Genomic DNA, 22,798 nt, shown 5'->3' with positions numbered 1-22,798 from the left:
CGTCTCCTGCTCAGTTCTGCGCTGCTCGCGCTCGCGCCCTCTCCTCCTTCGCGGCCATCTCGTCGAGGGCGGACTCCTTGAGTCCCTGGATGTCGGCGGCGTTGCTCTCGTCTGCCATCCCGTGGTCGTCGACGCCATCGAGCGACGACTCTTCGAACGGCAGCGCACCGCTCAGCACCTGCTGCACCCGCGCGCGATCGATCTGGTGCGTCCAGGTGCCGATGAGCAGGGTCGCGACCGCGTTGCCGGTGAAGTTGGTCAACGCGCGCCCCTCCGACATGAAACGGTCGATGCCCACGATCACGCCGACCCCGTCCACCAGGTCGGGACGGTACGCCTGCAGGCCACCGGCGAGCGTGGCGAGTCCGGCGCCGGTGACACCGGCTGCCCCCTTGCTCGCGATGATCATGAACACGAGCAAGCCGATCTGCTCGCCGATCGTCATCGGCTGACCCATGCCGGTCGCGATGAAGAGAGAGGCCATCGTCAGGTAGATCGCCGTGCCATCGAGGTTGAACGAGTATCCCGTGGGCACGGTGATCCCGACGACCGGCTTCGAGACGCCGATGTGCTCCATCTTCGCGATGAGCCGCGGAAGGGCCGACTCCGACGACGAAGTGCCGACGATCAGCAGGTACTCGCGGGCGAGGTACTTCACGAGGCTGAAGATGTTCACCCGGGTCACCGCGAAGAGCAGCGTCCCCAGCACGACCACGATGAACAGGAAGCAGGTGATGTAGAACGCGATCATCAGTACGCCGAGACTCCAGATGGCGGCGATGCCCGTCTTCCCGACGACGGCGGCGATCGCCCCGAAGGCGCCGAGAGGTGCCAGCCACAGGATCATGCCGAGGATGCGGAACACCAGCTTCTGCAGGTTCTTCACCGCGTCCATGATCGGAGCGCCCTTGTCGCCCAGCCCCTGGAGCGCGAAGCCGACCAGCAGCGCGATGAACAGCACCTGCAGCACGCTCTCGCCGGTGAAGGCCGAGAAGAAGGTCGTCGGGATGATCCCGAGGATGAACTCCGTCGTGGTCTTCGCCTCGGTCTTCGTCGCGTCGTAGGTCGAGTTGGCCATGTCGAGGCCGGCGCCCGGGTGGATGATGTTGCCGACGACCAGACCGATCGCCAGCGCGAACGTGGACATGACCATGAAGTAGAGCAATGCGAGGCCGCCGATCTTGCCGACCGTCGCAGCCTTGGCGATCGACCCGACGCCCACCACGATCGTGCAGAAGATGATCGGCGCGATCATCATCTTGATCAGGGCGACGAAGCCTGTGCCGATCGGCTCGAGGCTCTTTCCGACCTCAGGCCAGATGAGGCCGACCGCCGCGCCGAGCACGACGGCGATGATCACCGAGACATACAGCCACGTGTGCCTGTCCCACGCCTGCTTGCCCCGCCGCCAGTGGAATCCGGGAAGTGAGAACCCTGTCGTGATGGCCATGTTTTCCTCCTTGATCATGAACGTCTTCGTCGCATGCCCTCGGGCGCCGTCGCCTTCGGTAAGCTCACCGTCGCGGACTTCACACGGCAACGCCATTTGTGGTCGTATTGGTCACCACTGATATGCCGGCTCCGCGATCACCGATGATCGGAAGGACGTGATGAGACCCGCCCGCAGCGTCGCCTCACGTGTGTTCGTCGTGCTCCTGATCGCGGCGCTCGTCGTCGGCGGCCTGGTCGCCGTCTTCCTCGTCACCGATGCGCAGCGCACCACGCACACCGAGGCTGAGCGGGTCACGGCGGCGGCAGCCGTGACACTCGCCGTGTCACCGCTGGTGACCGAATCGTTGGACGCCGGCGACGTCGACGCGGCCACTCGCGCTCTCGAGCCCTATGCACTCGACGTGATCGTCGGCGCGGATCTCGACTTCGTGACGATCATGACGCCGCAGGGCACCCGGGTCACTCACCCCGACACGGAGCAGATCGGTGAGAGGTACCTCGGCACGATCCCCGACAGCCCCCGAACCTTCACTGAGGTCTTCACCGGCACTCTCGGTCCTTCGGTGCGGACGATCGTTCCGGTCACCGCGGCCGATGGCGACCTGGTCGGCTGGGTGTCAGCCGGCGTGACGACGGAATCGATCTCCGACACCCTGATCCGCAGGCTCCCTCTGTCGCTCGGTATCACCGCGGGCCTGGTCGCCCTCGGTCTTCTCGGAGCCTGGGCCGCTCGCCGCTTCACGCGGCGCATCGCGGGCGATCTCCCGCCGGGGCAGGTGCGCGACGCCGTGTCGTCCTATGAGTCACTGCGCACGCTGGGCGATGCCCTGCGGGCGCAGACGCACGAGCACGGCAACCGCATGCACACTGCTGTCGCTCTGCTGGAGCTGGGGCGTGCGGACGAGGCGATCGAGATACTGACCGAGACCTCACGTCAGAGCCAATCGCTCATCGATCAGGTCACTGCGCGACAAGCCGGCGACTCCACGGTGGGCGCCCTTCTGCTCGGCAAGGCCTCGCAGGCGAAGGAGCGTGGGATCGACTGGCGGTTGCAGATCGATCCCGACACTCCGCGATCGCCCCTCTCGCCGGTCGACAGTGTGGCCGTTCTCGGCAACCTGATCGACAACGCCATGGATGCCGCGTCCGCAGGAACCGAACGATGGGTTCAGGTGACGCTCGAGCCGTCGATCGACGGCGGCATCGTGCTCGCTGTCGCGGACAGCGGGCCGGGGATCGCTTCCGAGCTGCGGACGAAGATCTTCCTGCAAGGGTTCTCGACGAAACCGGCGGGCTCACAGGGGCGCGGGGTCGGACTCGCACTCGTGCGATCCGTGGTCCTCGGCGTCGGCGGGACCGTGGACATCGAGGCCGACCCGACGACATTCCGAGTTGCTCTGCCACCGACGCGAAAGAGGCGCGCACCGTGATCCGCACACTGATCGTCGACGATGACGCTCTCACGCTGGAGCTCCACCGCTCGTACCTCGAGAGGATCGATGGCTTCGTCGTCGCCGGCGAGAGCACCCGAGCACGTGCCGCGGTGAGCGCCGTGCTCGAGCAGCCGCGTGGAGAGGCCTTCGATCTCATCCTTCTCGACATCACGATGCCTGACGGCTCGGGCATCGACGTGCTGCGCGCACTCCGTGCCCGTGCGGCGTCGGTCGATGTGATCGCGATCACCGGCGTCCGCGACGCGGATACCGTGCGGCAGATGGTCGCTCTCGGCGTGTATCAGTATCTTGTCAAGCCGTTCTCCTTCGCGGTGTTCGACGAGCGTCTCACGGCATACCGAGCGCACCGCGAGAAGGCACGATCCACGGATGGCGAGGCGACCCAGGCGGAGATCGACGCGCTGCTCGGTCGTACGACGAAAGCGATACCGGTTCCGAAGGGGCTCTCAGGGGCGACTCTGCAGAAGGTCACCGCCGAGCTCCGCACGGCCGGCGCCCTCTCGGCGAGTGAGGCAGCTCAGAGACTCGGGATGTCGAGGGTCTCCGTACGCCGGTATCTCGAGCATCTCGCTGCATCGGGAATCGTCCTCCGCAGCGCCCGCTACGGCGCTCGCGGACGTCCCGAGACCGAGTACGAGTGGAACCGTCGCACCGACGGATCCGTCTGAGTGCCGGATCGTCGGCTGCCGTTCGCGGCTCTCAGCGCTCTCCACGGCCTGCCGGCCTGCCGCTCGCCGCGAGTCAGCGCGAAAGGCGCCCCTCGTGCAGCAGGGCCTCGGGGTCGGCGAGCGCGCGAGCGCGACGGAGGCGGTCGATCGATGCCGCCTCGGCGCAGCGCTCCAGGGTCTGCCCCGGGCCCAGGAAGGTGGGTATCGTGTGCGGCGCCGTCGCCCGTGCCAGCACGTCACTGAACCCCGCCATGCTCGCGTCTCCCGGCTCGCTCGGGGCTCCCGGGAACACAGGAACCAGAGCGTGCATCAGCCAATCGACCCCCTGCAGAGTCGCGAGACCCGCACGTCTCGGATTCTCCAGCGCTCCGCCGAGCATGCGGATGTCGATGCCCATGATCGGCCACTGGTCCGGCTGCTCGCGGAAACGCATCAACTCATCGATCGTCTCGTCGTCGAGCGATGAGAGGGCTGCCGACACGCCTCGCCCGGGCGTCGGATCGGTGGGCTCCCCGCTCGACGCGGCGATGGTTCTCGGTGATGTGGCCCCGGAGACCGAGCGGCGCACCGTGCCGGCTCGACTCACCCCCTCGAGCAGATCATCGAAAGCGCCGTTCGTCGACAGCGCCTGCACGGTGATGAAGCTGCGTCCGCGGATCTCCTCTGGCAGCTGCGGGACATCGGGCATCCGCATCGAGTTCATGAACACGTTCAGTGAAGACGGCGCGTCGGCGGCGAGGTCTCGGACGGCCCGCACCACCGCGCCAGCATCCGAGGCGTCGAATGTGAGCTCAGCCCCCCACACGGCGGGTGCAGGCACCAGGTCGATCTCGAGCGCGGTGACGATGCCGATGACCCCACCCGCGCCCCGCAGCGCCCACATGAGCTCGGGGTCGCTGTGGTCGTCGACGCGCTCATGCGCGCCGTCGCTGCGCAGCATCCACACAGCGCGGAGATTGTCGGACCCCAGCCCGGCCGTGCGGCTGAACCACGAGTGGCCGCCGCCGAGGGTGTAGCCCGCGACGCTGACGACCGGGCTCGTTCCCGCCGGGGCGACCCAGCCGGTGCCCTCGAGCGCCTCGACCACGGCTCCCCAGCGGACCCCGCTGCCGACGCGCACTGTTCCGGATTCGAGGTAGACCTCGAGTTCGTCGAATGCCGTCATCCGCAGGATCACGGCGCCGGAGAGATCGCCGGAGGCACCGTGCCCTGAGGGTTGCACGGCGATCGTGACACCCGCATCGCGCGCTGCGCCGACGAGCGTGCGCAGATCGTCGAGACCGGCGGGAACGGCGACACCGACCGGATGCTGTTCGATCGCGAGGTTCCACGGTCGACGGGCGCGATCGAAAGCCTCGTCACCGGGGAGAAGAAGGGTTCCGCGCAGCGCGCGTCGCGCAGCGTCCAGCACAGACAGGTGGGCCATGACGTCACCGTACGATGCCCCACGGACATTGTCGATGGCGTCATGGCCCATCGGGTGACCCATGATCCGGGTGTCGCGGTCTACTCGCCGGCGAGACCGCCGAGCATGTGGCCGAACGAACGGCCCTCCCCGAGATAGGTCGCCGGGTCGTACGGGTCGGCTGCCGCAGCCACCTCGCGCTTCGCGATCGCCTCGGCGAGCTCGCGCGCGCCCTTCTCGACGCGCTTCGCGAGCGGAGCGACGTCGTCACCGGCCCCGCCCCAGTCGCTGGATGCGGCGAAGACGCCGGTCGAGACCGCGTCGGCATGCAGGTAGGCGAAGAGCGGTCGGATCGCGTAATCGATCGCGAGCGAGTGCCGAGCCGTGCCGGCGTTCGCTCCGATCAGCACCGGCTTCCCGGTGAGGGCGTCCGGATCGAGCACGTCGATGAACGATTTGAAGAGCCCGTTGTAGCTCGTCGAGAAGATCGGCGTGACGGCGATGAGCGCGTCCGCCGACACCACGGTGTTGATCGCGGTCTCGAGCGCGGGCGGCGCGAATCCGGTGAGCAGGTTGTTCGTGATGTCGTGGGCGTAGTCGCGCAGCTCGATCACGTCGACGCTCGCCTCGATGTCGTGGCCCGCGAGGGCCTTCACGGTCTCCGCCGCGAGGCGATCCGCGAGCATCCGCGTGGACGACGGGTTCGAGAGCCCGGCAGACACGACTGCGATACGACGAGTGGTCATCTCAAGCCTCCTTCCGGCTGAGTCCGAACGCTGCGCCCGCGGGGGCGGGAGAGTCCTGATAGGGCGAATCGCCCGTCAGGTTGTCGCCACGGTTCGCACCGGGGCGCGCCTGACGCGTCGGCCCGTCGCCGAACTCCGCCTTCACCCGCGCAGCGTGTGTCGGAGCATCGGGGACCGATGCGGGGCGGTCCTTCGCGAGCTCCTTGCGGAGCACCGGCACGACCTCGGAGCCCAGGATGTCGAGCTGCTCGAGCACCGTCTTCAGAGGCAGGCCCGCGTGGTCGATGAGGAACAGCTGGCGCTGATAGTCGCCGTAGTGCTCGCGCATCGCGGCGTAGCGGTCGATGACCTGCTGAGGCGAGCCCACCGTCAACGGGGTCATCTCGGTGAAGTCCTCCATGCTCGGTCCGTGACCGTACACGGGGGCGTTGTCGAAGTAGGGGCGGAACTGGTTCACCGCGTCCTGCGACTTCGCAGCCATGAAGACCTGCCCGCCGAGGCCCACGATCGCCTGCTCGGGGGTGCCGTGACCGTAGTGCGCGTAGCGCTGACGGTACAGCTCGATCAGACGCTGATAGTGCTCCTTCGGCCAGAAGATGTTGTTCGCGAAGAAGCCGTCACCGTAGTAGGCCGCCTGCTCCGCGATCTCCGGGGTGCGGATCGATCCGTGCCAGACGAACGGCGCGACTCCGTCGAGCGGACGCGGGGTCGAGGTGAAGCCCTGAAGCGGGGTGCGGAACTTGCCTTCCCAGTTCACGACGTCCTCCCGCCACAGCTTGTGCAGCAGCGCGTAGTTCTCGATCGCGAGCGGGAGGCCCTGCCTGATGTCCTGGCCGAACCACGGATAGACCGGCCCGGTGTTGCCGCGGCCGAGCATGAGATCCATACGCCCGTCGGAGACGTGCTGCAGCATCGCGTACTCCTCGGCGATGCGCACCGGGTCGTTGGTCGTGATGAGAGTGGTCGACGTCGAGACGATCAGACGCTCCGTCTGCGCTGCGAGTGCCGCGAGGAATGTCGTGGGGCTCGACGACCAGAAGGGAGGGTTGTGATGCTCGCCGATCGCGAAGACGTCGAGGCCGACTTCTTCACTGTGCTTGGCGATCGCAAGGGTCGCCTTGATCCGCTCCTGCTCACTCGGCGTCTCGCCGGTGGTCGGGTCGCGGGTGATGTCGCTGACCGACATGATTCCGAACTGCACCGGGACGCCTGCCTGCTCACTCATGATTGCTCCGTCTTCTCCGAATCGGGTGCCCTGCATCCGGTTCTATTCATTTGAATGTATCTGAGTCAACGCGATGCGAGCAACTTTATTCCCCGAGTAGCCTCAGAGGATGAACAGTGCCGGAGCCGACACGACGAACCCCGCCACCGGATCCGTGCAGAAGCCCCGCAAGCGCGTCCCGTTCTGGGACAACGCCCGCTACGCCTGCATCGTCCTGGTGGTTCTCGGGCACGCGATCCAACGCCTCACCTACGACTCCGACATCGCACTCGCTTCGTACCTCGCTCTCTACGCCTTCCACATGCCGGCCTTCGCGATCATCTCCGGCTACTTCTCGAAGTCCGGGTCCCCCACGCGAGTTCAGATGGCGCGCGTGATCACCGACATCCTGCTGCCCTATGTCATCTTCGAATTCCTGTGGACTCTGACGAAGTGGCTGGTCGAAGGACAGGCCGACCCGAACTTCACCAAGCCGTCGTGGACACTGTGGTTCCTGCTCGCACTCGGCATCTTCCGTCTCGTGCTCCCCTACCTCGCGCTGCTCCGATGGCCGTTGCTGTGGACGGTGATCATCTCGGTCGGGGTCGGCTATCTGCCCAACGTCGACAGCACGTTCTCACTGTCGCGCACTCTCGGCCTGCTGCCGTTCTTCGCGCTCGGATGGTGGCTGCGCGAGCGCGATGTGGTCGCCCGCTTCAGCCTCCTCGAAGTCCGCCCCTGGTGGATCCGCGCAGCCAGCGCAGCCGTGCTCGGCATGGCCGGCTTCGCCGCCTGGCAGTGGATCGACGTCTGGAAGGAGATCGACCTGCGCCACTGGCTGTTCTACGAGGATGCGTACGCGGACCTCGGCGGAGAGCAGTGGTGGGCGGGTGGCGTGCGCATCGCTCTGATGCTGCTGGCAGTGCTCCTGAGCGCCGCGTTCTTCGCTCTGATCCCCCGCGGCACCTACTGGTGGACGAGATTCGGCCAGTACACGATGTACGTGTTCCTGCTGCACTCGTTCGTGCTCTACCCGTTCCGCGAGTCCGGCGTGCTGCGCGATCTCGATCCGACATGGCTGTGGCTGCCGCTCGTGACCCTGTTGTCCGTGGTGCTGGCCCTCGCACTCGCGACGAAGCCCGTGCGCTGGCTCTTCCGCCCCCTGGTCGAGCCCCGCCCGCGATGGCTCTTCCGAGACCCTGAGCTGGCCCGACGCGAAGGCCACCGCAGCGACCCCACCGGATCCCGTCGGCCGCGCCACAGGGCAGCGGCTAACCTGAAGGAGTGACCAGAGCCGAGACGATCCGCGACCGCCTGGTGGACCACGTGAACGTCTCGGGGTTCGGCGCCCATGGGCTTCATGTGCTGGTCGGGGCCGATGCCGCAGAGCACCGGTGGACAGCCGACGTCCGCGAGGACATCCATTCGGTGGCGAAGGGCGTGTGCGTCCTCACGGCCGGAATCGCCGCCGACGAGGGCCTCGTGTCACTCGACGCTCCGATCGCCGCGTACGTCCCGGATCTCGCGCTCGGAGACGGAGTCGATCGGATCACGCTCCGACACCTGCTCTCGATGTCGAGCGGCATCGACCTCGCTTGGTCGGAGACCATGATGACCGACTGGCCCGACCTCGCACACGAGTTCCTCTCGCGCCCATCGCGCGGACCCGTCTTCCAGTACTCGAACGCCAGCACCTACGCGGCGATGGCGGTCCTCGCAACACGGGTGGGCGACATCGTCGACTATCTGCGTCCGCGGCTGCTCTCTCCTCTCGGCCTCGACGACATCGGGTGGGAGCGCTGCCCGCAGGGCCGGATCGTCGCCGGCGGCGGCATCGCGTTGCGCACCGAGGAGATGGCCCGCCTGGGCCGACTGATCCGCGATCGTGGGGAATGGGAGGGGCGGAGTCTCGTCTCCCCGGCAGTCATCGACGCGATGCACTCCGACTGGGTGACGGCGGGCCAGAACCCGGGATACGAGCGCTATGCGCTGTCCGGATGGGACGGCCCAGGCGCGGCCTGGCGACTGCACGGCGCCTACGGGCAGCTGCTCATCTTCCGCGGCGATGCCGTCGTGACGATCACCGCTGACGACCACTTCGGCGCAGACGCCATGTCGGCTTTCGTGGCGGAGACGCTGGGCGCCTGACCGCGCTCCGCGACCGTCAGGCGAAGAGCCCGGCGCCGACGTACGATCCGGGCTTCGCACCGGCGGGGATCGCCCAGATGCCCGAGCCGACATGCGTGATGTACTCGTTCATCCGGTCGGTCGACAGCCGTCGCTGCAGTGAGATGAACTGAGCAGGATCGCGCTGATATGACAGGAAGAAGAGCCCGGCGTCGAGCCGGCCGAGGTCGTTGTTGCCGTTGACGTAGTTGAAACCCCGGCGAAGGATCCGGATGCCGTTGTTCTGCTCCGGGTGCGCGAGCCGCACGTGCGCGTTCTGGTCTATCGCCGAGGAGCCGAAGTCCGGTGCGGCGAACTCGTCGCCGCCGGAGAGCGGAGCACCCTCGCCCTTGTCGCGCCCCACGATCGTGTTCTGCTCCGAGAGCCGCACCCGATCCCAGGTCTCGATCAGCATCGCGATCTTCCGAGCGACGAGATACGAGCCTCCCGCCATCCAGGAGGGCTGATCCGATGCTCCGACCCAGACATTCGCGTCGAGGGCGGTGGCGTCGTCGGCGAGGATGTTCGCCGTGCCGTCCTTGAATCCGAACAGGTTGCGCGGGGTCGCCTGAGCGGAGGTCGTGCGAGAGGTCTTGCCGAAACCGAGTTGCGACCAGCGCAGGCGTGCGCGCCCGAAGGCGATACGGCTGAGGTTGCGGATCGCGTGCACAGCCACCTGCGGGTCATCGGCGCAGGCCTGGATGCACAGATCGCCGTGCGACGCCTGCGGGTCGAGGTCGTCGCCCACGAACGCGGGAAGCCGCTCGAGCTTCTGCGGCCGCTGAGCGGCGATTCCGTAGCGGTCGCCGTCTTCGTTCTCGAACAGGCTCGGCCCGAAGCCGAACGTGATCGTGAGCCCGGCGGCCGGGAGGCCGAGAGCTTCACCGGTGTCATCCGGCGGCACTTCGGAGTCACCTCCGACGGCGCCCGTCGCGCTCACCTCGAGCCCCTTGGTCATTCGCGACGCCGCATACGTCCAGTCCTGCAGCAGTGTGATCAGATCGTCCCGATCAGTCCGCGGCATCATGTCGAACGAGGCGAAGTGCAGATGCTCCTGCACCGGAGTGGTGATCCCCGCCTGATGCGCGCCGAAGAACTCGTACGAGACCTGCGAGTCCGCGTCTGCTCTGGCACGGCCGAGGGCCACGCCACCGGCCAGTCCGCCGCCCACTCCCACTGCGAGGGAGGCGACTCCCCCGCCGATCGCGAGGCCGAGGAGGCCACGTCGACTGAGGCCCGTGGAAGAGGAGGCAGCAGCTGCCGACTCCGGCGTGGAGTCGGCAGCAGCTGCATCCTTCGAGCGTTCGTTCACCTGCGAGATCGTACCCTTCGAATCAGTCGAGGACTGTGCCGGTGAGCTGCGACAGCGGCTCGGCGAGCGCATTGATGAGGTCGGTGAACTCGCGCTTGTCGGCGTCGGTCAGTTCCGAGTAACCGACGAAGCCCTCGTCGAGCGAGCCGTGCGCCGCAAGCGACTCTTCGAGAGCCGCGTATCCGTCCTCGATCTCGGTCACGAGCGCTGCGCCGTCATCGCCCTGCGCGGTGGCGAAGTCCTGCACGAGAGAGAAGGCCATCTTGGAGCCCTCGACGTTGGCGGCGAAGTCGTAGAGGTCGGTTCCGGACCACCAGTCCTCCTCACCGGAGATCTTGCCGGTCGCGACCTCGTCGAGCAGTGCGATCGCACCGTTCGAGATCCCGCCGATCCCCTGGTCGTCCAGAGCCGTCGTGAAGTCGTCGGAGTGCACATAGTCGTAGAGCTCCTGCACGTCTGCGAGCAGCTGGTCGCCATAATCGGCGCGCTCCTCGGTCGTCGAGGGAGCCCAGTCCTGCCAGGCGGGCGTCTCGCCGTCGGCGTTGAGTGCGTCCTGAGCCGGCACCCAGAGATCCTTCTCGATGCGGTGGAAGCCGGTCCAGTCGATTCCGTCGGCGACGGCGTCGACCTCGCGGAAGTCGATGCGCGGGTCGAGCGTGCCGAGCGCCTCCGCAACGGGTTCGATGCGCTCGTAGAAGGCGCGGGTCTGGGGGAAGAGAGCGCGAGCGGCCTCGTCGTCACCCGACTCGTACGCGGCGACGAACTCGTCGACGGAGGGGACCAGCTGCCCGACCTGGTCCTTCACGAATGCCGCGTACAGGTCGACCGCCTGCTGCTTCTGCTCCGAGTCCTCTCCCTCGACCTCCACCCGGTCGCCCGTGACCGTGAACTCCGACTTGCCGACGCCCTCGCCGATCATTCCGGGCTTGCACAGCGTGAAGTACTTGCCTGGCTGCGCCACGACGGTGAGTGTGCGGGAGGCGGCCGGCGCGATGTTCTCGACCTCGCCGACGATGCGCAGTCCGTCGTCGGCGAGCAGGTAGAACTCCGAGGTCTGTGCACTGTCGTTCGTCACGTCGAACGTGAGCGTGCCGCTCTCGGCAGTCGTCGCGGAGACGGCGCACTCTGAGTCGGTCGACGAGACGTCGAACGCGGCGCCTGCTGCGGCATCGCTCTTGGCGACACAGCCGCTGAGGACGAGCGCTGCGGCGCCGGCTGCGGCGACAGCACCGAGGATTCGGCGAGAGGTGGTCATGCTGCTCCTTGCTGGGTGAGAGTGGGGGTCGAGACGTCACGGTCTGCAGACGTCGACGAACGAGGCGTGCTCGGCCGACGCGCGCGCAGTCCGCGGACGAAGAAGAATCCGACGACGACGATATAGACGGCCCATGCCGTGACCTGGAGCCACGTCATCCGCGGCATGAAGCCGACGGTCGCCTGCAGGATGGTGGCCCATGCTCCGTCCGGGGCGATGACGTTCGTCACGTCGAACGCCCACCCGAACGGGAACGCCGCCCAACCGAGTGCCACGGCGCCGGTGAGGGCGTCGATGGGGGCTGCAGAAGTGAAGGGTCCGGGCAGCGCACCGGCCTCCTGAAGGTCCATGATCGCGTAGGCGAGCACGCCGGCGGCGACGATCACGAGGAAGCCGCTCGTCCAGGTGAAGAACCGGCGGAGGTCGAGTCGGACGGCGCCGCGGGCGAGCAGCCATCCGATCACGACGGCGGTGAGGAGGCCGAGCATCGCTCCGAGCAGTGCGGCGGGGGCGTCTCCGAACGACTGGACCATCGACCACAGGAGCAGAGTCGTCTCGATCCCCTCCCTGGCCACGGAGACGAAGCCGATCGCGATCAGGGCCCAGAGGCCGCCGTGCGTGAGAGCCCGATCGAGCCCCCCTTCGAGCGTCGCCTTCATGGTGCGCCCGGCCTTCTGCATCCAGAAGATCATCCAGGTGACCATGCCGACAGCAAGCAGGGATAGCAGTCCGCCGATGAGCTCCTGCGCTTCGAACGTCAGCGAGTACGCCCCGAAGGTGAGGATCGCACCGATGCCCAGAGCGAGAGCGATCGCCAGCCCTACGCCGGCCCAGAGTCGCGGCAGCGCGTCGCTTCGGCCGAGGCGACGTAGGTAGGCCACGAGGATGCCGACGACGAGAGCGGCTTCGAGGCCTTCGCGAAGACCGATCAGGAACGTTGCGAGCACGGAATGAGACTCTCTGCGATAAGACTGAGGTAAGGCATCCCTTACCTCGGAGAGATTATCATCAGATCGCCGTCGCCTCGTACACGCGCCGAGGAGCGAGGAGAGTAATGCGACGCAACACTCGACCGTCCGCCTCACGACCGATTTACGCTCGATGCATGGCTGATCTCTCGCTCCCCATCCTCGACCTGTCCCAGCTCGATGCCGGCCCCGAGGCCGCAGCGCGATTCCGAGACGAACTACGCGCAGCGACGCATGATGTGGGCTTCTTCTACCTCACGGGCACGGGCGTCTCCCCCGAGCTCGAAGCTCGCCTGCACCGGGCCGCGCTCGACTTCTTCGCTCTTCCCGAAGAGGAGAAGCTCGCGATCGAGAACGTCAACAGCCCCCACTTCCGCGGATACACCCGCGTCGGGGGCGAACGGACGCAGGGCAAGGTGGACTGGCGTGAGCAGATCGACATCGGCCCCGAGCGCGAACCCATCGAGGGCGGACCCGCTTTCAACCGCCTCACCGGACCGAATCTCTGGCCGGCAGCCCAGCCCGAGCTCAAGGCGGTCGTCACCGAGTGGCACGACACGCTGACCGAGGTCGCACACAAGCTGCTGCGCGCATGGGCGGTCACCCTCGGGGCGGAGGAGTCGTACTTCGATGTGCCGTTCCGCGACCCGTCGACGCTCATCAAGATCGTCCGCTACCCGTGCACGCATGAGCCGGAGCCCCAGCAGGGCGTCGGCGCGCACAAGGATTCCGGTGTGCTCACCCTGCTCTGGGTCGAGCCCGGCAAGGGTGGGCTGCAGGTGGAGCGGAACGGCGAGTGGGTGTCGGCTCCGCCCGTGCCCGGCGCGTTCGTCGTCAACATCGGGGAGCTGCTCGAGTATGCGACCGGGGGCTACCTGAAGGCCACCAATCACCGGGTGATCTCCCCCAAGGCACCGGAGGAGCGCATCTCCATCCCCTTCTTCTTCAACCCCGCGCTCGACCAGCAGCTGCCGCTCCTGTCTCTCCCGGCCGACCTGGCCGCGGAGGCGACCGGCATCACCGAGGATCCGAGCAACCCCATCCACGCCACCTACGGCGAGAACGCCATGAAGTCACGTCTGCGCGCGCATCCTGATGTCGCAGCGATCCATCACCCCGACCTGGTCGGCGCGAAGGTCTGACACCGGTCACAGCGCGGGACCGCCTCCGAGCGCGACGATCTCGCGCAGCGCCTGGAGGTGGCCGGCGAAGGCCGCGCGGCCTGCGGCGGTCGAGTAGACCCAGGTGCGAGGACGGCTGCCGAGGCTCCCTTTTCGCGCGATGACGTACCCCGCCGCCTGCAGGTGCGTGATGGCCTTGCTCAGCGGCGAGTCACCGCACTGGAGGATCTCGCGGAGCGTCGCGAAATCCAGTTCGATGCCATCCCCGAGCGACGCCATCAGCGAGAAGCGGATCGGCGACGCGAAGTTGTCGTCGAGCCGGGTGCGGGGGTGGGGCGCCGCGGGCCCGTCAGTCACGCAGATCACGCCCGGGTATGAAGGAGACGGCGACGAACAGGATGATCACGGAGGCCCCCGCCAGCGCTCCCCCATCGAAGGGAATGGGGAGCAGGACGACCGCGGAGAGCGCCGAGACCGAGATAGCGAAAACGGTCAGGTGCGGCCATCGCCAGGATGCACCGATCGCAGGCAGCCCGAGATCGCTGCTGAACGCGAACATCCAGACGAACAGCATCAGCAGGACGAGCATGACCAGAACGCTCGCGAGCACTCCGTTCGGCGCCGACGCGAGCGTGATCAGCACCCCGAGCGCGACGCCGACGAGGATCGTCCCCCATCGAATGACGCGCGAAAGAGGCTGTGGGCGCGAGCGCGGCGGGCGGACGTCGCCGGACGCACGGGCGAGCTGTGCCGCTCCGTAGCCGCCCAAGCCGAACAGGACGAGTGCGGGCGGGATCAGCACTCCGATCGCCGGAAAGCCCGGCGCCCAGACAGCGAAGCCGAAAGCGACCAGCGCCACGGTGACGAGGAGCCCGCCTGCGACCAGCATCGGCCAGTTCGACCACGAGGGGCGACGCTGCATGCCGCTGCGCTGCGCCATTCCGCTCGCGAGCTGAACCCACACGAGGAAGCTGAAGACGATGGTCTGCGAGGCGAGGACACTGTCAGCCCGGAGGGCGAACGCCAAAACCGCCAGATACGCCGCCGTGGCCACGGCATTGACGATCTGCAGCCATGCCAGCGCTCGACGATCCACCGTGAGCTCACGGCGCGTGGCGACCGCTTCAGCCTCGTCGAGATACCTCTTGGCGATGTCCGCGCTGGGAGGTGCGAGCACCTCGTAGCCGTCGACAGGCTTCTGCTCCATGATGCCCCCCTCTTACTTTCCAGATGGAAAGCTCCCTACTTTCCTACGGGAAAGCTGGTGCGAGGTCAACCCCTGGAACATGACGAAGGCCGCCCCACACCTGGGGCGGCCTTCTCAAGAATGTTCTGCGCGATTGTACGCTGGAGCGCTCTGCGTTATCGGCGGAGACCCAGGCGTGCGATCAGCGAGCGGTAACGCTCGATGTCGACGCTCTGGAGGTAGCCGAGCAGACGACGGCGCTGACCCACGAGCAGGAACAGGCCACGACGCGAGTGGTGGTCGTGCTTGTGCTCCTTCAGGTGCTCGGTGAGGTCCTTGATGCGCTGCGTCAGCATCGCGGCCTGCACCTCGGGGGATCCGGTGTCACCGGGGTGCGTCGCGTACTCTTCGATGATCGCCTTCTTGACGTCTGCTTCCAGTGCCATAGATTCGATCCCCTCTCTGCTTGTTGCGCGGTGCCCGACGCCTGATGCGTGAGCTCTCTTTATCCGCGGCCGATCAAACGGCAACCTGAAGAGTCTACCAGGACTCGATGCCGCTGGAAGACCGCGACTGCGCGCGCCCGATGGCGCCTCGGATAACCTCGAACCATGCATGACGGACACTCGGCGTGAGCGCCGCGCGCAGCCACCTGATCGACCTCAGCCCCCTCAAGGCCAGCCCGGCGTTCGCGCGGATGTGGATCGGCTCGGTCCTCGCGGGGATCGGCGGCCAACTGACGATCGTCACGGTGATGCTGCACGTGTTCGCACTCACCGGGAGCACCTTCGCGGTCTCGATGATCGCCGTGGCCGGACTCGTGCCGATGATCCTCGCGGGGCTGTACGGCGGGATGCTCGCCGACGCATTCGACCGTCGCAGGGTGGCACTGATCGCCGCCACGGTGACCTTCGCCTCGACCGCGCTGCTCGCTGCGCTCACCTGGACGGGCACGGAGACCATCTGGTGGCTGTATGTGCTGAGCATCGTAAACTCCGCGGCGAACTCGGTCGGCATGGCCACCCGTACGGCGATCGTGCCGCGGCTCATCCCCCGCGACAAGCTCGCCGCCGCGTCCGCCCTCAACGGGGTGGCATTCGGACTCACGGTGATGGCCGGACCCGCCATCGCGGGAATCCTCGTCGCACTCACCGGGTACGGATGGACCTACACCCTCGATGTGATCCTGATGCTGTCGATGTTCCTCGGGCTGTGGAGCCTGCCTCCGCTTCGCCCCGAGGGCGAGATCGTGAGGCCGGGTTTCGCGTCGCTCGTGGACGGATGGAGATTCCTGCGCCGAGCGAGCAACATCCGGATGCAATACGTGGTCGACATCATCGCCATGACTTTCGGACAGCCGCTCGTGCTGTTCCCCGCTCTCGGGACAGTCCTCCTCGGCGGAGGAGCGGTGACGACCGGCATCCTCACCGCGGCCGTCGCTGCCGGCACCTTCGCTTCGAGCCTCTTCTCCGGACGGGTCGTGCAGTACCGCTGGCACGGACGCGGCATCGAGCGTGCGGTCGAGGCATACGGCGCCTCCATCCTGCTGTTCGGCGCGGTCCTGGTGGCCGGGGCCCTCTCCGCCGGAGCGACCGAACAGGTTCCGAATGTCGGGCTGATCATTGCGGCGTGCGTCGCACTCGCCCTCTCGGGCGCATCCGACAATGTGAGCTCGATCTATCGCAACACGATGATGCAGGCGGCGGTGCCAGACAGCATGCGCGGCCGTCTGCAGGGCGTCTTCATCATCGTCGTCGCCGGTGGCCCTCGCATCGGCGCGCTCTATGCCGGCACGCTCGCGACCCTCACGACACTGTGGGTCCCCCCGCTGATCGGCGGCCTGCTCGTGATCGCCCTGGTCGCTCTGCTCGCGCGCCGCAGCCCTGGCTTCCGTGCGTACGACGCAGAGAACCCCGAGCCCTGAGGGGCCCGGGGTTCTCGAGATCAGCTGATCAGTCCTGCTGCAGAGCACCCTGCAGGTCGAGGCTGATCGTGACATCCTTGCCGACCAGCACTCCGCCGGTCTCGAGGGCTGCGTTCCAGGTCAGGCCGAAGTCCTCGCGGTTGATGACCGTCTTGGCCGACGCGCCGGCCTTGTAGTTGCCCCACGGGTCGGAACCGAAGCCACCGAAGTCGAGTTCGAAGCTCACGGGCTTTGTGATGCCGCGGATCGTCAGGTCGCCGTCGACGAAGAGCTCGCCGCCCTCGGTGCGCGCACCGGTCGAGACGAACTCCATGGTCGGGAAGTTCTCGGTGTCGAAGAAGTCGCCGGAGCGGAGGTGCGTGTCGCGCCCCTCGTCCTTGGTGTCGATCGACGTGACGTCGACGCTGGCCTCGACGCGGGCGTCGAGGGGGTTCTCGGGGGCGATCAGGGTCGCGCTCTTGACACCGAAGGTGCCACGGACCTTCGAGATCATCATGTGGCGCACGCTGAAGGTGACCTCGCTGTGCGACGGGTCGAGCACCCAGGTGCCGGGACGGTAACCGGGAATGTCGATGCTGGTCATGGTTTCTCCTCGGGAGACATCAGCCGCATTGCGCGGCAACGGATGAGGGGCCGCGTTCACGGCGTCACGCGTTACAACTTACATGCACATGCATGTATTCCCGGAATGTGCGGAATCCCCTCCGCGCACGCAAAAAGGCGCCGCACCCCGATGGGGCACGGCGCCTTCCGGCGGTGATCCGGTCAGCCGACGGCGACGAGGTCGATGATGAAGATGAGGGTCTTGCCCGAGAGGAAGTGTCCTCCGCCGACAGGGCCGTAGGCGAGGTGCGGCGGGATGACGAGCTCGCGGCGCCCGCCTTCCTTCATTCCGGGGATGCCGTCCTGCCAGCCCTGGATCAGGCCGCGGAGCGGGAACTGGATGGTCTCGCCGCGTCCCCACGAGGAGTCGAACTCCTCGCCGGACTCGAACTCGACACCGGCGTAGTGCACGGTCACGGTGTCACCGGGCTTCGCCTCGGCACCGTCTCCCTCGATGATGTCGCGGATCACGAGCTCCGCGGGGGCGGGGCCGGTGGGGGCGTCGAACTCAGGCTTTGTGCGATCAGTCATGCTCTCCATCCAACCCGAGCCGTGGGCCGTCGGTCAACGGGATCGCTCCGCTGAGGGCGAAACCGCGATGCGCTCAGTGTCGCTCTCCCTTTCCAAGCCCTTGACACTCGTGCGCACCGGGTGCACCCTGTTTACAGACCAACTCAGCGCCCGGTAGACATGCAGGCATCGCCGCAGCACCGGGCGCTGAGTCTTGCGACGGGGAGCTCTTCGCGACTCCTCAGCCACGCACCTCGGCCGAATACTCGACGAGCATCGACGCGAGTTCTTCCGGGCGACTGAGCGCGACGCAGTGACCGGCCCGGATCTCGTCTGCGGCGACGCCGAGTCGCTTGCGCGCGAGTTCTCGGAGGAACGCAGGTGGAAAGAACCTGTCCTCGGTGCAGACGACGAACCTCGTCGGCACGCTCGGCCAGTCGGCGAGAGGCCAGGGAGCTGCCATCGCGGCTTCGGACGGATGTGCTCTCTCGCGGTCCATCGCCTCTTCCGCCGTCGCTCGAGGTACATCGTGATAGAAGCCGACGAACGGATCATCGTTCCCCGTGAGACCGCCGTCGCGAGCAGCCTGCGCCTCCACCGCCGCGCTGAAGCCGGTGTTCGACCACCAGTCATCCGGAGACTCCCCCGGCATCGGAATCATCGCAGCGAGCAACACGAGAGAGTCCGCCGCCAGCCTCTCGGCGACGATCGGCGCGGTGAACCCGCCGAACGAGTGACCGACGACGATTCCCCCTCGTCGTCCGCCGACAGCATCCACGACGGCATCCGCATAGTCGACGAGCGTGAGGGACTCGTCGTCGCCCGGCAGATCCGGCGCGATCACCTCGTGTCCGCGCTCCCGCAGGACGGCAGCGAGCCGATGCCATGACCACCCTGTGTCGCCCGCTCCGTGGACGAGGATGAAGCGGGTCATGACGGGGCTGCCTCAGTACGCCAGCAGGGCGGCCCGGGCGGCGCGCGTGCGAGCGAGCAGGGCCTGCTCGTCTGCAGGAGCCATCGGGTCGCGGCCCGTGATCGCCCGCTGACGGACGGATGCCAACGTCGTGGCGTCCTTGATGAACTCGCGCATCAGCGGACGTCGATCACCGCGCAACTGGGACGCCCAGGCGAGACCGGTCTTGCGCCCCGCAGGGGTGGCCAGCATCGTGACCTCCTCGGGGGTGAACCATCCGGCAGCCGCGTAGTCGCCCAGACGCGCCTTCGTCAGACGTGACTCCTCTCTCCGCAAGGCGATGATGCCGAGGATGAATCCGACGAACAGCGGCACCTGGAGGACGAAGTAGAGGAGGAAGAAGTTCGCGAAGGACGATCCGTTCCACAGCCCGTGCAGCACCATCGCCCCCAGCATCCCGAGGAGACCGAAACCGAGCGCAGCACCCGTCGAGGCGTGGCGTCGAGCGGCCAGACCGATCGCGAGGCCGGTGAGCGAGGTGAACATGGCGTGAGCGAACGGCGACATGATCGCGCGCAGGATGAACGTCACCGTCAGCTGCTCTCCCCCGCCCTCGATGAGGCTGATGGCGAAGTACTGGATGTTCTCGGTGAACGCGAATCCGGCGCCGACCAGGGCTCCGTACACGACCCCATCGACCGGTCCGTCGAACGATCGACGCGCGATGACGAAGATCAGGAAGACTCCGAAGCCCTTCCAGAACTCCTCGACGATGGGAGCCTGGATCACGGCGCCTGCGACCTCCCCCCTGAGCCCCAGCACGGCTGTCAGGCCCAGGTCGACGAGAAGCGTGAGTCCCACGGCGGCGATGGCACCCCAGGCGATCGCGAAGAACACGAGCGACTTGGGCTCGGGCTCCCATCGGTCGATCATGCGCACGACGAAGAAGACGATCGCAAGCGGCACGAGCGCGAGAACGAGACCGATGATCGACGCCAGTGGCCCGAGGAACAACCCGAAGTAGGCGATCAGCCCGAGCATCAGCAGCCCGAGGAACCCGAACAGCGAGAACAGGGCGGCCCGGCCACCTCGGCGCGCTGCGGGCAGCGCAGGCAGACCCGGGGCAGGTGATGGGGCGGCCGGGGCCGGCGGGGAGTAGGGAGTCGGCTGGGCGAGGACCGACGCATACCCCGGGTGCTGGGTGAAGTGGGCCGGTGCGTAGTTCGACTGCGCATACTGCTGAGCGGAGTACTGCTGCGGCTGCTGCGGATACGTCGGCTGCTGCGCGGGCGGCTGCTGCGCGGGCGGCGGCGTGTACGGCGATGGCTGGGACGGTCCTCCGGAACTCATAGCCAAAGCATATGGCGAACAACCAACTTCCCTCGGGTCTGGTGACTTCCTCCATCCAATCGACCCGAGCAGCGGATAGCGTAGGAACATGCGGTTCGCTCATCTGCGTCGTGCCGACTCCCCTGCTGCGCATCTCGCAGTCGTGGAGGGTGCCGATGCCATCCTCGTCTCCGACCTCCTTCCCGACCCCCCTGCGACGCTTCAGCAGCTGATCGAAGGAGGAGAGCAGACGCTCGCCGCGCTTCGTTCTGCTGTCGAGAGCGGCACCGCCACCCGGCATCCGCTCGAAGACTGGACGTTCTCGTCAGCAGTCATCGCCCCGCCCGCGGTTCTCGCAGTCGGCCTGAACTACGCCGCCCACTCGAGCGAGCTCGGCCTGAAGACCGACGCGGCTCCGACCGTCTTCACGCTGTGGCCCAACTCGCTGACGGGCCATGAGCAGACGACGTCGTGGCCGCGAGCGCTGAGCGAGGCCGTGGACTACGAGGCAGAGCTCGGCGTGCTGATCGGCACGCCTGCGAAGGACGTGGCCGAGGCCGACGCCCTCTCGCATGTCTGGGGTTACACCGTCGTCAACGACATCACCGCCAGGAACGTGCAGTTCTCGGAAGCTCAGTGGTCACGGTGCAAGTCCTTCGACGGGTTCACCCCGACCGGTCCGTTCGCGGTCACGGCCGACGAGGTCGCCGACCCGCAGGACCTCCACATCTGGGCGGTCGTAGACGGCCAGACCGTGCAGGACGCGAGCACCGACCAGATGGTCCGATCGGTCGCGAAGCTCATCGCGCACCTCTCGCAGTCGCTGACTCTGCTGCCCGGCACGCTGATCTCCACGGGCAGCCCCGGAGGAGCCGGCTACTCTCGCGACCCGCAGATCTTCCTCCGTGATCGTTCGACCGTGACGGTCGGCATCGACGGGATCGGCGAGCTCACCACCCACTGTCGAGTGCTGGACTGACGCCTCGTACGTACACAGAGCGAAGGGGCCCCGGCGGATATCCGCCGGGGCCCCTTCTGCACGTCTCGTCAGATCTCGATGAGGTCCTCGGCTGAGATCACCGGGATCGCGGCCGTGATCGCTTCCAGACCGGACAGGCGCGCGGGCGACAGCTGCTTGACGACCTCTTCGCGCGACATCAGACCCGCCTCGACGACCAGATCGGCCACGTTGCGGTTGGTCAGCAGCGCGGTCTTCGCCAGAGCGGCCGCTGCCGCATATCCGATGAACGGCGTGAGGGCGGTGATGACGCCGACCGAGGCGCCGACCATCGCACCGAGGCGGTCGCGGTTCGCGGTGATGCCGTCGACGCAGTTCACCCGGAGCGTCCACATCGCCTGACGCATCCACGTGATCGACTGGAAGATCGAGTGGGCGATCACGGGCTCGAAGGCGTTGAGCTGCAGCTGACCCGCCTCGGCCGCCATCGTGACCGTCATGTCGGCACCGGCGACCGCGAACGCGACCTGATTGACGACCTCCGGGATCACCGGGTTGACCTTGCCGGGCATGATGCTGGAACCCGCCTGCATCGCGGGCAGGTTGATCTCGCCGAAACCGGCCTGCGGCCCCGACGACAGCAGCCGCAGGTCGTTGCAGATCTTCGAGAGCTTCATCGCGTTGCGCTTCAGCGTCGACGAGAACGACATGAACGAGCCGGTGTCGCTGGTGGCTTCGACGAGGTCGGCGGAGGTGACGAGGTCGAGCGAGGTGATCTCGCGCAGATGCTTCAGCACGGCGGGCGCGTAGTCGACGTGGGTGGTGATGCCGGTGCCGATCGCCGTAGCACCCATGTTGATCTCGAACATGAGCGAGGCGTTCTCGGTGAGGCGGGTGTGATCGAAGCCGAGCGTCGACGCGAAGCCGTGGAACTCCTGGCCCAGAGTCATCGGCACGGCGTCCTGCAGCTGCGTGCGTCCGACCTTGAGCACGTCGTGGAACTCGTGCGACTTCTGCAGGAACGAGATGCGCAGCAGATCGAGCTCTTCGAGCAGAGACCGCAGCGTCAGCGACAGACCGATCTTGACGGCAGTCGGGTAGACGTCGTTGGTCGACTGGCTGCGGTTCGTGTGATCGATCGGCGACAGGAACGCGTAGTCGCCCTTCTGCCGTCCGGCCAGCTCGAGCGCGATGTTGGTGATGACCTCGTTCGCGTTCATGTTCGTCGAGGTGCCGGCCCCACCCTGGATCACACCGACGGTGAACTGGTCGTGGAACTCTCCGTCGATGACACGCTGAGCCGCTCGGTCGATCAGATCGGCGCGCTCGGGGTCGAGGACCCCGATCTCGCGATTGGCCCTGGCGCTGGCCTGCTTGACCATCGCGAGCGCGACGACGAGGTCGGGATAGACCGAGATCGGACGCTTGGTGATCGGGAAGTTCGCGTCGGCGCGGGCAGTGTGGATCCCCCAGTACGCGTCGGCGGGAATCTCCATGCTCCCGAGCGAATCGGTCTCGGTGCGGGTGGGGGCAGGCGCGGCAGAAGCCATGTCACATCCTTGTGGGTAGTGGCGAGTGTGTGGTGCGGGGGATGCATCCAGTCTACGCCTGCATGCATGCGCTG

The 22,798-nt window shown here is 67.1% G+C and carries 22 protein-coding genes; 7 read left to right on the top strand and 15 right to left on the bottom strand.

Annotated elements, in window-relative coordinates; translation table 11 throughout:
* Positions 1–10: 10 nt before the first annotated feature.
* Positions 11–1,450 (bottom strand): cation:dicarboxylate symporter family transporter, encoded by a 1,440-nt coding sequence (locus tag ACZ0AA_RS02815; RefSeq protein ID WP_463512084.1) that lies wholly within the window; start codon positions 1,448–1,450, stop codon positions 11–13.
* Positions 1,451–1,610: 160 nt separating this feature from the next.
* Here ACZ0AA_RS02815 and ACZ0AA_RS02810 point away from each other — a divergent pair, with 160 nt between their 5' ends.
* The gene (locus ACZ0AA_RS02810) at positions 1,611–2,882 is read left to right on the top strand and encodes an ATP-binding protein (protein ID WP_463512083.1); all 1,272 of its coding nucleotides are present in this window, start codon (positions 1,611–1,613) and stop codon (positions 2,880–2,882) included.
* Positions 2,879–3,574, top strand: coding sequence for a response regulator (locus ACZ0AA_RS02805; RefSeq protein WP_463512082.1), 696 nt, complete (start codon positions 2,879–2,881; stop codon positions 3,572–3,574). The genes ACZ0AA_RS02810 and ACZ0AA_RS02805 overlap by 4 nt, the downstream gene beginning before the upstream one ends.
* A 73-nt stretch (positions 3,575–3,647) precedes the next feature.
* Here ACZ0AA_RS02805 and ACZ0AA_RS02800 read toward each other — a convergent pair whose 3' ends face one another.
* The 3 genes from ACZ0AA_RS02800 to ACZ0AA_RS02790 form a co-directional block, all read right to left on the bottom strand.
* The gene (locus ACZ0AA_RS02800) at positions 3,648–5,000 is read right to left on the bottom strand and encodes an FAD-binding oxidoreductase (RefSeq protein ID WP_463512081.1); all 1,353 of its coding nucleotides are present in this window, start codon (positions 4,998–5,000) and stop codon (positions 3,648–3,650) included.
* Between the two features lie 80 nt (positions 5,001–5,080).
* Positions 5,081–5,725, bottom strand: a complete 645-nt coding sequence (locus ACZ0AA_RS02795; RefSeq protein ID WP_400860813.1) for an FMN reductase — start codon at positions 5,723–5,725, stop codon at positions 5,081–5,083.
* 1 nt (position 5,726) lies between these two features.
* A complete protein-coding gene (locus ACZ0AA_RS02790) occupies positions 5,727–6,950 on the bottom strand; it encodes an LLM class flavin-dependent oxidoreductase (protein ID WP_463512080.1) in 1,224 nt (407 codons plus the stop codon).
* A 109-nt stretch (positions 6,951–7,059) separates the two neighbouring features.
* Here ACZ0AA_RS02790 and ACZ0AA_RS02785 point away from each other — a divergent pair, with 109 nt between their 5' ends.
* Together ACZ0AA_RS02785 and ACZ0AA_RS02780 are read left to right on the top strand one after the other, a co-directional pair.
* Positions 7,060–8,217, top strand: coding sequence for an acyltransferase family protein (locus ACZ0AA_RS02785; RefSeq protein WP_463512079.1), 1,158 nt, complete (start codon positions 7,060–7,062; stop codon positions 8,215–8,217).
* Positions 8,214–9,077 carry a serine hydrolase domain-containing protein gene (locus ACZ0AA_RS02780; RefSeq protein ID WP_463512078.1) on the top strand — a complete coding sequence of 288 codons (864 nt, stop codon included), beginning with the start codon at positions 8,214–8,216 and terminating at the stop codon, positions 9,075–9,077. Before ACZ0AA_RS02785 ends, ACZ0AA_RS02780 begins: the two co-directional genes overlap by 4 nt.
* A 16-nt stretch (positions 9,078–9,093) precedes the next feature.
* Here the strand turns inward: ACZ0AA_RS02780 and efeB are convergent, their stop codons facing one another.
* From efeB to efeU, 3 genes are read right to left on the bottom strand one after another with little or no spacing between them, the layout of a single operon-like run.
* Positions 9,094–10,407: an iron uptake transporter deferrochelatase/peroxidase subunit gene (gene efeB, locus ACZ0AA_RS02775; protein ID WP_400860821.1), complete on the bottom strand. Its 1,314-nt coding sequence runs from the start codon at positions 10,405–10,407 to the stop codon at positions 9,094–9,096.
* A gap of 22 nt (positions 10,408–10,429) precedes the next feature.
* Positions 10,430–11,662: an iron uptake system protein EfeO gene (efeO, locus tag ACZ0AA_RS02770; RefSeq protein ID WP_463512077.1), complete on the bottom strand. Its 1,233-nt coding sequence runs from the start codon at positions 11,660–11,662 to the stop codon at positions 10,430–10,432.
* On the bottom strand, positions 11,659–12,609 hold the full coding sequence (gene efeU / locus ACZ0AA_RS02765) for an iron uptake transporter permease EfeU (protein ID WP_400860823.1): 951 nt from the start codon (positions 12,607–12,609) through the stop codon (positions 11,659–11,661). Before efeU ends, efeO begins: the two co-directional genes overlap by 4 nt.
* Positions 12,610–12,767: 158 nt before the next feature.
* Here efeU and ACZ0AA_RS02760 point away from each other — a divergent pair, with 158 nt between their 5' ends.
* On the top strand, positions 12,768–13,772 hold the full coding sequence (locus ACZ0AA_RS02760; protein WP_463512076.1) for an isopenicillin N synthase family dioxygenase: 1,005 nt from the start codon (positions 12,768–12,770) through the stop codon (positions 13,770–13,772).
* A 6-nt stretch (positions 13,773–13,778) separates the two neighbouring features.
* Here the strand turns inward: ACZ0AA_RS02760 and ACZ0AA_RS02755 are convergent, their stop codons facing one another.
* From ACZ0AA_RS02755 to rpsO, 3 genes are all read right to left on the bottom strand, one after another.
* On the bottom strand, positions 13,779–14,108 hold the full coding sequence (locus ACZ0AA_RS02755; RefSeq protein WP_400860827.1) for a transcriptional regulator: 330 nt from the start codon (positions 14,106–14,108) through the stop codon (positions 13,779–13,781).
* Positions 14,101–14,958 (bottom strand): hypothetical protein, encoded by an 858-nt coding sequence (locus ACZ0AA_RS02750; RefSeq protein ID WP_400860829.1) that lies wholly within the window; start codon positions 14,956–14,958, stop codon positions 14,101–14,103. Before ACZ0AA_RS02750 ends, ACZ0AA_RS02755 begins: the two co-directional genes overlap by 8 nt.
* 155 nt (positions 14,959–15,113) lie before the next feature.
* On the bottom strand, positions 15,114–15,383 hold the full coding sequence (gene rpsO, locus ACZ0AA_RS02745; protein WP_017203073.1) for a 30S ribosomal protein S15: 270 nt from the start codon (positions 15,381–15,383) through the stop codon (positions 15,114–15,116).
* Between the two features lie 185 nt (positions 15,384–15,568).
* Between rpsO and ACZ0AA_RS02740 the strand changes: the two genes are divergently transcribed.
* Positions 15,569–16,861 (top strand): MFS transporter, encoded by a 1,293-nt coding sequence (locus tag ACZ0AA_RS02740; protein WP_400860831.1) that lies wholly within the window; start codon positions 15,569–15,571, stop codon positions 16,859–16,861.
* Positions 16,862–16,889: 28 nt separating this feature from the next.
* On the opposite strand, the gene ACZ0AA_RS02735 is transcribed toward ACZ0AA_RS02740, so the two are convergent.
* The 4 genes from ACZ0AA_RS02735 to ACZ0AA_RS02720 form a co-directional block, all read right to left on the bottom strand.
* Complete coding sequence (locus tag ACZ0AA_RS02735) at positions 16,890–17,444, bottom strand: YceI family protein (protein WP_400860833.1); 555 nt, start codon at positions 17,442–17,444, stop codon at positions 16,890–16,892.
* A gap of 182 nt (positions 17,445–17,626) precedes the next feature.
* The gene (locus tag ACZ0AA_RS02730; protein ID WP_053095804.1) at positions 17,627–17,995 is read right to left on the bottom strand and encodes an FKBP-type peptidyl-prolyl cis-trans isomerase; all 369 of its coding nucleotides are present in this window, start codon (positions 17,993–17,995) and stop codon (positions 17,627–17,629) included.
* Between the two features lie 220 nt (positions 17,996–18,215).
* Positions 18,216–18,908, bottom strand: a complete 693-nt coding sequence (locus tag ACZ0AA_RS02725; protein ID WP_463512075.1) for an alpha/beta fold hydrolase — start codon at positions 18,906–18,908, stop codon at positions 18,216–18,218.
* Positions 18,909–18,920: 12 nt separating this feature from the next.
* Entirely contained in the window at positions 18,921–20,237 is a 1,317-nt protein-coding gene (locus ACZ0AA_RS02720; RefSeq protein WP_463512074.1) for a PrsW family intramembrane metalloprotease, read from the bottom strand.
* Between the two features lie 88 nt (positions 20,238–20,325).
* Between ACZ0AA_RS02720 and ACZ0AA_RS02715 the strand changes: the two genes are divergently transcribed.
* Complete coding sequence (locus ACZ0AA_RS02715; RefSeq protein ID WP_400860838.1) at positions 20,326–21,195, top strand: fumarylacetoacetate hydrolase family protein; 870 nt, start codon at positions 20,326–20,328, stop codon at positions 21,193–21,195.
* A 68-nt stretch (positions 21,196–21,263) separates the two neighbouring features.
* Here the strand turns inward: ACZ0AA_RS02715 and ACZ0AA_RS02710 are convergent, their stop codons facing one another.
* Complete coding sequence (locus ACZ0AA_RS02710; protein WP_400860840.1) at positions 21,264–22,724, bottom strand: aspartate ammonia-lyase; 1,461 nt, start codon at positions 22,722–22,724, stop codon at positions 21,264–21,266.
* Positions 22,725–22,798 lie beyond the last annotated feature (74 nt).

Source organism: Microbacterium sp. AC035 (assembly GCF_979258485.1).
This window is presented reverse-complemented; position numbering and strand designations above follow the sequence as displayed.

What these genes read in the sequence shown, in the direction of transcription:
- rpsO (WP_017203073.1), bottom strand. Translation starts at nt 15,383, where the DNA reads ATGGCACTGGAAGCAGACGTCAAGAAGGCGATCATCGAAGAGTACGCG.
- ACZ0AA_RS02730 (WP_053095804.1), bottom strand. Translation starts at nt 17,995, where the DNA reads ATGACTGATCGCACAAAGCCTGAGTTCGACGCCCCCACCGGCCCCGCC.
- ACZ0AA_RS02735 (WP_400860833.1), bottom strand. Translation starts at nt 17,444, where the DNA reads ATGACCAGCATCGACATTCCCGGTTACCGTCCCGGCACCTGGGTGCTC.
- ACZ0AA_RS02715 (WP_400860838.1), top strand. Translation starts at nt 20,326, where the DNA reads ATGCGGTTCGCTCATCTGCGTCGTGCCGACTCCCCTGCTGCGCATCTC.
- ACZ0AA_RS02800 (WP_463512081.1), bottom strand. Translation starts at nt 5,000, where the DNA reads ATGGCCCACCTGTCTGTGCTGGACGCTGCGCGACGCGCGCTGCGCGGA.
- ACZ0AA_RS02760 (WP_463512076.1), top strand. Translation starts at nt 12,768, where the DNA reads ATGGCTGATCTCTCGCTCCCCATCCTCGACCTGTCCCAGCTCGATGCC.
- ACZ0AA_RS02785 (WP_463512079.1), top strand. Translation starts at nt 7,060, where the DNA reads ATGAACAGTGCCGGAGCCGACACGACGAACCCCGCCACCGGATCCGTG.
- ACZ0AA_RS02725 (WP_463512075.1), bottom strand. Translation starts at nt 18,908, where the DNA reads ATGACCCGCTTCATCCTCGTCCACGGAGCGGGCGACACAGGGTGGTCA.
- ACZ0AA_RS02720 (WP_463512074.1), bottom strand. Translation starts at nt 20,237, where the DNA reads ATGAGTTCCGGAGGACCGTCCCAGCCATCGCCGTACACGCCGCCGCCC.
- ACZ0AA_RS02790 (WP_463512080.1), bottom strand. Translation starts at nt 6,950, where the DNA reads ATGAGTGAGCAGGCAGGCGTCCCGGTGCAGTTCGGAATCATGTCGGTC.
- ACZ0AA_RS02750 (WP_400860829.1), bottom strand. Translation starts at nt 14,958, where the DNA reads ATGGAGCAGAAGCCTGTCGACGGCTACGAGGTGCTCGCACCTCCCAGC.
- ACZ0AA_RS02710 (WP_400860840.1), bottom strand. Translation starts at nt 22,724, where the DNA reads ATGGCTTCTGCCGCGCCTGCCCCCACCCGCACCGAGACCGATTCGCTC.
- ACZ0AA_RS02795 (WP_400860813.1), bottom strand. Translation starts at nt 5,725, where the DNA reads ATGACCACTCGTCGTATCGCAGTCGTGTCTGCCGGGCTCTCGAACCCG.
- ACZ0AA_RS02815 (WP_463512084.1), bottom strand. Translation starts at nt 1,450, where the DNA reads ATGGCCATCACGACAGGGTTCTCACTTCCCGGATTCCACTGGCGGCGG.
- efeO (WP_463512077.1), bottom strand. Translation starts at nt 11,662, where the DNA reads ATGACCACCTCTCGCCGAATCCTCGGTGCTGTCGCCGCAGCCGGCGCC.
- ACZ0AA_RS02810 (WP_463512083.1), top strand. Translation starts at nt 1,611, where the DNA reads ATGAGACCCGCCCGCAGCGTCGCCTCACGTGTGTTCGTCGTGCTCCTG.